Here is an 11300-nt window from a genome sequence, read left to right on the forward strand (position 1 = left end):
CTGATATCAGCTAAGCCTTTTTTATGTTAAGTTTTTTAGCTTATGTTATCTTAATGTTAAGAATTGGTTATATTTGTATCAACACATCAAAAAAATATAAAACAATGAAGACAGGGATAGCACTGATAGGGATAGTTTTAATGTCATTAGGAAACCTAATAGCACAAGAGAACATAAAAAAAACAGGAGATATATACACAGTAGAAGGCAAACCATACACAGGAGAATACAAGGAACAGTTTGAGAATAATAAAACCAAAGCAATTTACTCCATCAATAAAGGTACGCTAGAGGGCAAAGTAGTATTCTTCTATGAAAATGGAGCAAAAAAAGAACAAGGTCAATACACCAACAATGAAAAAGATGGAGAATGGATTCGTTGGGATGAAAATGGGACGATGACAGCAAAAGCTCACTACAATAAAGGTGAGAAAGATGGCAAATGGTTTATTTGGGACGAGAATGGAAAAATGCGCTACCAAATGGTTTATGAAAATGGGAATAAGACAGATACGTGGTATATGTGGGATGAAAATGAAAACCTAATATCAGAAAAAACATTTTAACAAAAGCTCAAAATAAAAAAGGGTCGATTCTATTAAATCGACCCTTTTTTTGTGTCTAAATCATTTTGAAATCCTAATGTCTTAAAATTTGTGCGTAATACCTATCCCAAATGTAATTCCAGGATTTAAACTACTGAAAATTTGATCAGCAGCCTCATACGACTTAAAAACACTTTCTACTTTATCGTTTAAGATATTCGCAATTTTAATATCAATTGCTGTCTTTCTATCTTCCCCTAACTTCTTATTGAATCCGAAATTCAAACTATGAAAAGGATCTTGAAAAACATCCGGAGTTAATCCTGAACCAACAATCTGAAGAGCGGCTCCTTTCACATTGTAAAAGAGACCGGTTTGAATCCCCTTCTCTACATCTCCATAACTCAATCCAAAATTCACAACATACGGAGCTTGGCCAGCCATTGGTCTGTAATTCTTTATCGACTCTCCTGTTCTTTCATATTCCTTTCTTGCGTTATACTCTCTATCAGTCATATCAATTCTTGATTGTACCAAAGTTAAGTTTCCACTCACGCTAAAATTTTGAATTTTTTCAGAAATAAAAGCTAAACTTTTCGTGGCTTCCAACTCAAGTCCCAATAATTGACCATCTCCAACATTTCTAGGCTGAAATTCAGTACTTGTTTGTTGTTCGGGAATTCTCACTAATTCAATTGGATTCTTAAAAGTTTTATAAAATAAACTAGCAGAAAGAATTTGGCCTCTTTCCATAAACTTTTCCCATCTAAAGTCTATATTATTTACATTAGTAACTACCAGCTCTCCATCCCAATCAGAATAGGTAAATAAACTACCATTAAACGATCTATTAGAAATAGGATCCAAGATTTGTGCAAAAGACAATTCCTTAAATGATGGTCTAGCAATTGTTTGAGAAAAAGCAAATCTCAAATTTTGCTCCTCTGCAATTGCATAGATTAAATTAATTGAAGGGAAAAAGTCTAGCGACTCTAACACTTTCTCGTCTTCTAGGTTCTTACCATTCACCTCATCTCCAGTTGCATAGGCAATATCCCTACCAGTATGTTTTTGTACATAGTTCTCTGCACGTATCCCAACAATAGACTTCAAGTTCGGCGTAATGCTAAACTCGTTTGAAATATATACTGCCGTATTATTAACACTCGATTCATACGCATTTGGATTGGGGTCTGCATTTCCTGATTGGTAAAAAATACCATTGGGTCTATTGGGATATAGATTCTCAGCAGTCAAGATATTATTCGGATCATAATCATTCCACTGTTGCGGATAGAAAAATTGAACATCATAGCGCAAAATCTCATAGTTACGATTCTTATAATTATGACTTACTCCAAACTTTAATTTGGCATCTTCATCCCATAGTTTATAATCCTTTGTCAAATCTATTTTTGAAGTAACATTTACCTCTTGCAGTGACCTCCATATTCTTGAAGGCAAACCTCCTCCACCGGCTGCAAAAAATGTATCTGTTGCAGTTTGTGTGAATGCAGTTGATCTTACATCTGGATCGTTTGAGGTTGAATAGGTAGGAGAAACTCTCCAATCTATTTCCCATCCTGAGGTATTAATTCTGTGAGTTCCATTTAATAGCAAGTTACTCAAAGTTCGTTGATTGTATTCAAGGTTATTTGATTCCGCAAAATAACCCGACTGACCTACGCCTTCTGGATTATTATCAATCTTAAACTGCCCTGCTTTACTTTCACCATTTTGCAAGTGCATCACAGTCAACCTTACTTTTGACAAATTGGTTTTATACGCTACACCAGCTAATGCACCCACTAACACATTCTTTTCCGCTAAGACACCTTCCTGTAAATTAGCAGAAACCAACTCATTATCATTCGGATCGCTTTTTCTTTGATATTCTCCATAAGTTACATCATCGTAATACTTATAATCTGTTTTGTAAGACAAAGAAAAGATGTATCCCAATTTAGGATTCTTGGAATTATCACTATTAAGTTTAATTTGATTTCCATAAGATAAGCTTCCACTAAAATCCATCAAACTTGTTTGTTTTGTAGCGCCTAATTCAGGATTAAACTCATTTACAAATGAGTTTACTTGCTCTGGAGTAGCGCCATTATAGGGAGTTGGAATAACTGCTGCCTTTGCATTCTCCGGTAAAGCTCTAGTTCCATCATCAAAACCCAAAAAGTCAGTTGAACTTCCTTCAGAACTTATGAAATCAGAATTAAAATGCATTTGAGGGTTATAAGAAAATCCTGCCGAAACAGTAAATAATTCTTCTTCTGGAAATGCCTTAGTTTCAATATTCATAATACCTCCTGTAAAATCAGCCGGCATATCCGCAGTAAAGTTTTTTGAAACTACAATATTATCTATCAAATTACTTGGAAAGATATCCATCTGAAGACTGTTCTTGTCAGGATCCAAGCCTGGAATATCCACTTCATTTAAAGTTACTTTAGTATACCTATCACCAAGACCTCTTACATAAACGTACTTTCCACCTTCAATTGAAACTCCAGTAACTCGCTTGGCAGCCTCAACAGCAGTAGCATCTCCAGTCATTTTCATCTTTTCAGCTGATATCCCATCCATCATGGACACGGATTTTTTCTTCATGGTATTAATAGCTGCTTCGGACTTTCTAGTAGCCGTAGCAGTAATCATTACCTCACCAAGCTGAAGACTATTCTCCCGCATTCTAATATTATTTAGTAAAGTAACTTCACCACTTTTTACAATTACTGACTGGATTGTTAAACTCTCAAAGGAAATATAAGAAACCACTAAATCATAAGTACCTTCCTCTACTTGAAGTGAAAACTGTCCATCAAGATCCGTGGACACTCCATTTATTGTGTTTTTAATAACTACACTAGCGCCAATCACAGTTTCACCTGTTGCATCCTCAATCACGGTACCTCTTATAGTTCCTTTTTGAGAGAAAACAACTAATGAGTTAAATACTAATAAAATAAGTAAGACATTCTTCATTTTAATCCTTGTTAATTTTTGTTAGGTCTGAAAACGTAAAAACAGACTTGCTAAATTAGCAAGTCTGTTGAAATTAATTGTATGACAATTTCTATTCTTATAATTCTTATTATAGTCCTGAAAGCTTATTAGCTTTACTAGCCCATGTCCATCCAAAATTTGAAACATTCGCTCTTCCAATAGAACCGGAAGTAACTCCTGCAGGAACTGGACCATTCACATAGTTAGCTAAATCAGCAGAAGGAACATCTAAAGTAATGTCTGTAAAAGAAACTAAAGGAGCGGTAACTCTATTAATTTTTTGTCCGTCAGCGATTCCTCTAATTTGAATATTCTCTAAAGATACTTCAGAATTAGCATCCACATTAATCAAATCTTCGGAAACATGACCTGAAGCTGTATCAGAGGCAACAACAGTACCGTTCTTAATTGTATGACTTCCTGGCAATGCACCTTCAGGACCATCCAACTCAAAGCAATGACCTGTAGGAGTAATTACAACGAAGTTATCTAAAGTACCTTTCCAAGCTTGATCAGTATCAATTGCATCATCACCTGCATTCCAAACTACAACGTTACTTACGTTAACAGTTCCACCAAACCACTCAATTCCATCATCTTGATTTCCAACAACCTCAATGTGATCAATAGTAGTACCTGAACCAACTGCACCTAATGTTAATCCATTAATCTCATTACCAGCTCCAATTAAAGAACCACCATGACGAATAGAAATATACTTAAGTACACCTGAATTATCTGCATCTTCGCTTCCTCCATATAAACCATTTGGATCTGAAGTAGGAATTCCTTCAATTTGAACTTCTGTCTTAGAAGCAGAAATAGTGGCTTTTCCCAAAACAATTAAACCACCCCACAAACCATTTTGAGTAGGATCTAAGTTTGGAGAAGCAAAATTACCCGCTACGATATCTGCAGGAGCAATCTCATCAGCAACTGAAGTAAAAATTATTGGCTCTGTAGCAGTTCCTTCTGCCATCAATTTAGCACCTCTAGCAATTAATAAAGCAGTTGCATTAGCACCTGTTCCTGCTTCACCTTTTACAATTACACCTTTTTGAATAGTCAATGTAACACCATTAACTACTGAGATTCTTCCACCTAATTGGTATACTTTACCTGTTTCCCAAGTTGTATTAGTTGTAATATTACTTGACACTAATACATTGCCATTATCTACTGGAGCAATAACAATCGGATCATCATCGTCCTTACAAGATGTAAAGGATACAGTTAATGCTGTAGCAAAAAATACAGCTGCAAATGCGTTTTTGGTTAATCTAAAATTTTTCATTGTTTTTGAATAATTAGTTTTCAATTTGATTTTTTTCACACCGCAAAGATGAGAGCGAAGTATTATCCTGGTGTATTATAGCCGTTATTAAAAACTTATCGCTACTTTAATTTAATGTTAATAGAGGTTTTTTATCAGAGATATAATTATGGTATTAATTATTTTCCCCGTTATATTAGCAGTACTTTTATATTCCAATTATTTAAACTTAAATTAACATTACCCGGTTCACCTTGGGTTAGCTTTGCGATAACGTAACTACTAATAATGAATAAGTAATGAGTGTAGAGAAAATTTTACTTGTAGATGACGATCAAGACATCCTAGAGTTTATAGGTTATAATCTTAAAAAAGAAGGCTTTGAAGTAACCACCGCTTCAAATGGAAAAGAAGCCATAGAGATCGCAAAAAAAGTAAAACCAGATTTAATCATTTTAGACGTAATGATGCCAGAGATGGATGGCATGGAAACTTGTCATCAGATGAGGAATATGCCAGCTTTAAAAGACACTCTAATTATTTTTCTTACGGCTAGGGGCGAAGACTATTCACAAATTGCAGGGTTTGATGCTGGAGCCGATGACTACATCACTAAACCTGTAAAGCCGAGAGTTTTAGTAAGTAAAGTTCGAGCAATACTAAGACGCAAAGGAAGTACACAAGAAGAAAAAATTGAATTCGAGGCTAATGGGGTCTCTATAGATAGAGAGCGTTACTTAATGAGTAAAGACGGAGTAGATTATAATCTACCTAAAAAGGAGTTTGAATTGTTAGCCCTTTTAATGTCTAAACCAGGAAAAGTATTCACAAGAGAAGTAATTTTAGATAGTGTTTGGGGTGGAGAAGTAGTAGTTGGTGATAGAACCATTGATGTCCACATCAGAAAATTAAGAGAAAAATTAGGCGATCAGTTCATAAAAACGGTGAAAGGTGTAGGGTATAAATTTGAAGCATAAAACCCACTAAATTTCTTACCTTTCCTTTATGAATAACATTACCCCACGGGCGCTTTCTAAGCAAATTTCCTTAATCTTAGGAGCTATCCTTAGTGTGCTTTTTACCATAATATGGGGTCTCACTTCAGCATTTGTTTGGTGGATGCCTGTTATTTTATTCGCAATAACTTTTACTGCCTGTTATTTCATTTTTCTTTGGGCCATTGCCAACTTCATCGATCGCAAGATTAAAATCATATACAAAACCATCCACAATTTAAAAGTTGGGCGAAAAAAAGGAGTAATCGAAGAAATTGATGTGGATAAAGATATCCTAACAGAAGTTAGAAAAGATGTGATTGAGTGGGACTTAAGAAATCGACGTGAAATCGAACGACTAACTGATCAGGAAAAATTCAGAAGAGAATTTATAGGTAATGTATCTCATGAATTAAAAACACCACTTTTTAGTATTCAAGGGTATATATTAACGCTCTTGGAAGGTGGGCTAGAAGACCCTAAAATAAATATTTCCTACCTACAAAAAGCTGAAAAATCTGTGGATCGAATGATCGATATGGTGAGTGATTTAGATGAAATTGCAAAGCTGGAGACGTCTCAATTAACCATGCAATTCTCAACAGTAGATATTTACAAGCTATTAGATGAAGTCATTGATTCTTTAGAATTCAAAGCAAAAGAGAAAAACATCAAACTCATAGTTAAAGTTATTGATGAAAAGCCTCTTTGGGTTAAGGCTGATCCAGTTAGAATAACTCAAGTTTTAACTAACCTTATTATAAACTCCATATACTATGGGAAGGAAGGAGGTAGAACAGAAATTCGTTTCTTCGATTTTGATGAAAATGTTTTAATCGAAGTTGCGGATAATGGAGATGGAATTTCTGAAGAACACCTACCTCGCCTTTTCGAACGTTTTTATAGGGTCGAGAAAAGTAGATCTAGAAATGATGGTGGCTCAGGATTAGGATTAGCTATTGTTAAACACATTATAGAGGCACACAAACAAACTATAAATGTTCGAAGTAGCCTAAATAAAGGCGCTACCTTCTCATTTACTTTGGCAAAAGCGACAAAAAAGTAAGTCTTCGCCTTCCCCCCTATCTTTTTTTAACAAAATAGAATTATTTTAATTTAGTGATGCAACCATTCTATGCTTAATTTCATCTATTGAAAAGCTGTATAATCTAGAAAATGTCCAAGACCTGCATGACCGAAGAAGAGTTGATAGATAGATGCCTTCAGCTAAATGAAAAGGCACAAGAAGAGCTCTACAACTTATACTCTTCAAAGATGATGGGGGTTACATTGAGGTACGTAAAGACATTTGAAGAAGCTCAAGATGTGCTTCAAGATGGGTTTATCAAAGTGTTTGATAAATTAGACACCTATACAAGAGAAGGCTCATTTGAAGGTTGGATAAGACGTATAATAGTGAATACAGCATTGGATTATTTGAGAAAAGTTAAACATGAAAAGTTTCATGTTGATGTTGACGAGGTAAATTATTTTTTAGCCGACCAAACAATTATATTAGAGAGTATGGCAGCAGAGGATTTGTTGCAAATTATTCAATCTTTGCCAGTCGGCTACCAAACTGTTTTTAACTTATATGCAATTGAGGGCTATACCCACAAAGAAATAGGCGAACAACTTGGCGTCTCTGAAAACACATCCAAATCTCAATATTCAAGAGCTAAATTGTTTTTGCAAAAGAAATTAGATGAAATTAATACGATATAAAGTGAGTAATCCAAATCACGACATAGAAAACCTTTTTAAAGAAGGGTTTAAAAACTTTGAAAAGCCTGCTGGCGACAAAGTTTGGGCTGGTGTAAAAGCAGGAATCAAATCTTCTGCAGCTACCTCTGTGGCCGCTACAGCAGCAAAATCTACCATTGGCATTGGAGCGAAAGTCGCAATTGTCGCTGCTATTATTACAGTCGCAACGGTAGGAACAGCAATATTGATTAACTATAATCAACATCCTAATGTTGAAGAGAATACTACCCCAAAAGAAATAGTAACAAATGAATCTTCTCCACAAATCACAACTGCTGTAAAAAATGAAACTGAATCGACTGACGTAACACTAAAATCGAATAAAATAGCAGAAGAAAAAATAAATACCCAACTAAAGCCAAATATAATCAATCAGGAAAGCAAAACAGCTCATAGAAATAACAACAAAACAGCAACTAAAGTAGTAAATGAATCAAAATCTGATAAATCTACTTCTCAAGCTGGTTTGAATATTGAACAAAAATCGGTGACAGAAACAGATTCAAAAAGTAGCAAAACTGAAGAAAGTAAAACAGCGAGCACTGAAGAAAAAAGCAATAAAACTGACGAAGACAACACACCAATTGAGTCAAAAATAATTTTGAGTACATCGAAGGGCACAGTTCCTTTTTCAATTGACTTCAGTAGTGAGTTTAAATCGTCACATTATGAGTGGAAAATAAATGGAGTACTGATTAGCAATTCCAAGGCTAGTTCGTATACCATTGGAAAGGCCGGATCCTATGAATTACTGTTGTCGATTACTGATAGCGATGGTAAACAAAAAGTTTCATCAAAAACCATTACAGCAATTGAGGAGTTTGATTTAACACCACCTAACATCTTCACTCCTAATCAAGATGGTAAAAATGATATTTTTAGAATTGATGGAGAATTTGAAAAATTAGAAGTCGCTATTCTAGATCAATCAGGTAAATTAATACATCAATGGGAAGGTTCCTATGGCTTTTGGGATGGAACCAATCCGGACGGCTCATATGCATCAACAGGAATTTATTTCTATATTATTACCTACAAAATAGAAGGTAAAACAGAAACAATAAAAAAGGGAACATTAACTCTAAAACGCTAATGCTCCCTAATAATGAAATAAAAATGCCTAATAATTTAAATTAGGAGATAGCCACCTTTCAATCGTAGATTCAGGGGTGGCTTTTCTGATGGCGTAAATTCGTTAGCGTTGTCTCGTAATCTGTGTGTTTTATTGTGATGGTAGACAATCTTGCATACTGAGCAAATTGATTTCCGATTCTCCATTTTTTTCTCCTTGTGTGGTGGCTCGTATGTTTCCCAAATGGTCTTTTAAATGGTATTCATACGTTCCATCCGATTGGTTGTACATTCCCAATTGCCCCGCTCCATGAGTGGGCAAAGAAGTAGTGCTTGTAGCCGTCTGCTCAAAAGTATACTCTTGGTTAATCACCGCCATTAAACTACCAGTATGGTTTCGGATGTAGACTTGCTCTGATGAAAGATAGAGCTCACCTTCTCCACTACCTGGGCCTTCTCCTTCTCCTTCTCCGCCTCCTTCTCCGCCTCCTCCACTTGGAGCTAAAAAAGAGTACAATCGCTTCATCAGCCGCGATACAATCGCGCGAGAACGGGGGTTTCAATCATTCTTCACTAAGCTTTATGTTTGGGGTTCTAAAAAGGAAAATCAAGACCTCTTAATTGCTGCTAAAGACTACGCTGAAAATTTCTTGGACTCTGCCAAATAAAACAACCCAAGCGAGAACTTGGGTTGTTTAGTTGTTAGGAAAAGCATCGAAAATCGCTAGAATCTTACTATTCTTGAATCATAGAGTCTAATATTCTAAAACGCCTATTGTATCTCCGACTAAGTTAAACTCCAACCAAGTACTATCTTTATTTCCATCCCTATCATAATATTGTATGACTGAAGGAACTCCATTTTGATAATATTCTATCCATTTACCAAAATTATTACCCTGAAGAATTTCTCCTTCTTGCTTAATTTGTCCATTCTCATAGTATAGTTTGAATTTCCCATTTGTTTTACCAGAAGAGTCATACAATTGCATTGAGTTAATATTACCATTTTTATAAAATGAATACCAATATTGACTAAACTTTCCTCCAGAATAGTAACTACTATCTTTTAGATTACCATCATTATACCATGATTTGGAAATTCCTTCTTCTTTTCCATCATGATATTGTCTAATAGAAGCTAGATTACCATTCTCATACCAATACTTCCATATTCCCTGCTTCATTCCGGAAAGATACCTACCACTATCTTTTTTAATTCCATTAGAGTAATATGATTGAGAAACTTGTGAATCTTTATATTCACACGAGACAAAACTCATTAATACTATTATGCTTATCCAAAAAAAATTCATTCTTTAACTATTTTTGATACATATTGATGTCTTGCGCTTTATTTAACTCCCTACTAACATCATCATACATTTTCTCAACACCTTTTGTAAAATCATCATATGTTTTGATGCTAAAATTTTTAATATCATTAAACAAACTATTTCCTTTTGTAAGTCCACTATAAAGTTTTGAAATACCACCTAAGCCTGGTCCTGCATTATTTCCTTTGAAAGCTGTTAATACATTAGCTGTTACTGAACCGATTACTCCTTCAATAATATTATCAGTATTATTTAATGTTCCGTGAATTTTTAACATAGACATTTGAGCAGAACCTCCTTCAAAGTTCAATTCATCAGCTCTCTGACTCATTTGATTAAAAGCATCATTATTCTCAGCTCTAGTAAGGGAAGTGTAAAAGTCAACAGCTCCATTCACAGCCTTTCCTCCATCCATCTCTAAACTGTACTGATCTGAAAAGTCTCTTTTATCCATATGAGTAGATTTAACTAGCTTACCATCTGAATTAAATATATTATGTGTTTTATCATTAGTCAACTTCAAAAGAGTTAATGATTTATCATCATTAAGTTGCCAATTATCAGCTCTCTTCCCATCTGGGTCAATAAACATCACTGGATTACCCAACACATAATTATAATCACTCCAAGAAGGATATTCAGCCGCCGCAGGATCTAGGGATAAGAACCTCGCTACATCACTATCATAGAATCGTGCTCCACGGTTATCTAACCCCGTCCCTGCGTTATTCTCAGAAATGGTTTCAGCGTCTCTTTCGTGCTGTGTAGTTAAGTATCGTTCATAACCATTTCCGGGAACGTAGCTCCTCAAGATTTTACCATAAGGGAAGTAGTCATAAGCCCCTTTCAGGTTGAATTTCACTTGATTTAAATCAGCATCCCATTCTGCTTCATACACTACTCGGGTATTGCCTAAGTGGTCGTAACGGTAGTAATCTACCTTTGAAGGTGATTCAATAAAATTTCCATTCGTTCCCCAGTTTGCATCAGCACCTCCTGATAAATTAATTCTATTGGTCCAATCTGCACTTGCATCTGGTGCTTTTGAGGCTTCTTCGCCCTCATAAAATGCGCCAAGAGTGGTACTATAGGTTTTACCATTTGCACCTCTAAATAAAATCAATTGATTGGGAGAAGTTAACTCCATTGACATTTCAGGGTTGGGTGCGTACTCTGGCCCATTTGAAATTTCAGACTCTAATTCCATTTCCATCTCTTCAGATTCTTCTATTGGAGTAAATACTAAATTATCAGTTTCATATGGAGATAACATATAATCGGTAATGGCTGTTCTAATCCT

At 35.2% G+C, this 11300-nt stretch carries 10 protein-coding genes; 5 read left to right on the forward strand and 5 right to left on the reverse strand.

Going from position 1 to position 11300, the window contains the following annotated elements; all coding sequences use genetic code 11:
- The first annotated feature begins 104 nt into the window (after positions 1 to 104).
- Positions 105 to 566, forward strand: a complete 462-nt coding sequence (locus GQN54_RS01340) for a toxin-antitoxin system YwqK family antitoxin (RefSeq protein ID WP_160631192.1) — start codon at positions 105 to 107, stop codon at positions 564 to 566.
- An 81-nt stretch (positions 567 to 647) separates the two neighbouring features.
- On the opposite strand, the gene GQN54_RS01345 is transcribed toward GQN54_RS01340, so the two are convergent.
- Positions 648 to 3539: a TonB-dependent receptor domain-containing protein gene (locus tag GQN54_RS01345; protein ID WP_160631194.1), complete on the reverse strand. Its 2892-nt coding sequence runs from the start codon at positions 3537 to 3539 to the stop codon at positions 648 to 650.
- Between the two features lie 109 nt (positions 3540 to 3648).
- On the reverse strand, positions 3649 to 4854 hold the full coding sequence (locus GQN54_RS01350) for a hypothetical protein (protein ID WP_160631196.1): 1206 nt from the start codon (positions 4852 to 4854) through the stop codon (positions 3649 to 3651).
- 278 nt (positions 4855 to 5132) lie between these two features.
- On the opposite strand from GQN54_RS01350, the gene GQN54_RS01355 reads away from it, so the two are divergent.
- The 4 genes from GQN54_RS01355 (at position 5133) to GQN54_RS01370 (ending at position 8685) form a co-directional block, all read left to right on the forward strand.
- The gene (locus tag GQN54_RS01355) at positions 5133 to 5810 is read left to right on the forward strand and encodes a response regulator transcription factor (protein ID WP_160631198.1); all 678 of its coding nucleotides are present in this window, start codon (positions 5133 to 5135) and stop codon (positions 5808 to 5810) included.
- A gap of 28 nt (positions 5811 to 5838) precedes the next feature.
- The gene (locus GQN54_RS01360; protein WP_160631200.1) at positions 5839 to 6894 is read left to right on the forward strand and encodes a sensor histidine kinase; all 1056 of its coding nucleotides are present in this window, start codon (positions 5839 to 5841) and stop codon (positions 6892 to 6894) included.
- 110 nt (positions 6895 to 7004) lie between these two features.
- Complete coding sequence (locus tag GQN54_RS01365; RefSeq protein ID WP_207554780.1) at positions 7005 to 7553, forward strand: RNA polymerase sigma factor; 549 nt, start codon at positions 7005 to 7007, stop codon at positions 7551 to 7553.
- Positions 7534 to 8685, forward strand: coding sequence for a T9SS type B sorting domain-containing protein (locus GQN54_RS01370; protein ID WP_160631202.1), 1152 nt, complete (start codon positions 7534 to 7536; stop codon positions 8683 to 8685). Before GQN54_RS01365 ends, GQN54_RS01370 begins: the two co-directional genes overlap by 20 nt.
- Positions 8686 to 8814: 129 nt before the next feature.
- Here the strand turns inward: GQN54_RS01370 and GQN54_RS01375 are convergent, their stop codons facing one another.
- The 3 genes from GQN54_RS01375 to GQN54_RS01385 form a co-directional block, all read right to left on the reverse strand.
- On the reverse strand, positions 8815 to 9189 hold the full coding sequence (locus GQN54_RS01375) for a hypothetical protein (RefSeq protein WP_160631204.1): 375 nt from the start codon (positions 9187 to 9189) through the stop codon (positions 8815 to 8817).
- A 229-nt stretch (positions 9190 to 9418) separates the two neighbouring features.
- Positions 9419 to 9946: a toxin-antitoxin system YwqK family antitoxin gene (locus tag GQN54_RS01380; RefSeq protein WP_160631205.1), complete on the reverse strand. Its 528-nt coding sequence runs from the start codon at positions 9944 to 9946 to the stop codon at positions 9419 to 9421.
- Positions 9947 to 9986: 40 nt separating this feature from the next.
- Positions 9987 to 11300: RHS repeat-associated core domain-containing protein (locus GQN54_RS01385; protein ID WP_160631207.1), on the reverse strand; the 1314-nt coding region annotated here is incomplete at its 5' end.

The organism is Acidiluteibacter ferrifornacis, from assembly GCF_009909615.1.
GTDB lineage: Bacteria > Bacteroidota > Bacteroidia > Flavobacteriales_E > Vicingaceae > Acidiluteibacter > Acidiluteibacter ferrifornacis.

Coding starts and splice junctions, on each gene's coding strand:
- GQN54_RS01375 (WP_160631204.1), bottom strand. CDS start 9,189: ATGAAGCGATTGTACTCTTTTTTAGCTCCAAGTGGAGGAGGCGGAGAA.
- GQN54_RS01345 (WP_160631194.1), bottom strand. CDS start 3,539: ATGAAGAATGTCTTACTTATTTTATTAGTATTTAACTCATTAGTTGTT.
- GQN54_RS01350 (WP_160631196.1), bottom strand. CDS start 4,854: ATGAAAAATTTTAGATTAACCAAAAACGCATTTGCAGCTGTATTTTTT.
- GQN54_RS01355 (WP_160631198.1), top strand. CDS start 5,133: ATGAGTGTAGAGAAAATTTTACTTGTAGATGACGATCAAGACATCCTA.
- GQN54_RS01365 (WP_207554780.1), top strand. CDS start 7,005: ATGTCCAAGACCTGCATGACCGAAGAAGAGTTGATAGATAGATGCCTT.
- GQN54_RS01370 (WP_160631202.1), top strand. CDS start 7,534: ATGAAATTAATACGATATAAAGTGAGTAATCCAAATCACGACATAGAA.
- GQN54_RS01360 (WP_160631200.1), top strand. CDS start 5,839: ATGAATAACATTACCCCACGGGCGCTTTCTAAGCAAATTTCCTTAATC.
- GQN54_RS01380 (WP_160631205.1), bottom strand. CDS start 9,946: ATGAGTTTTGTCTCGTGTGAATATAAAGATTCACAAGTTTCTCAATCA.
- GQN54_RS01340 (WP_160631192.1), top strand. CDS start 105: ATGAAGACAGGGATAGCACTGATAGGGATAGTTTTAATGTCATTAGGA.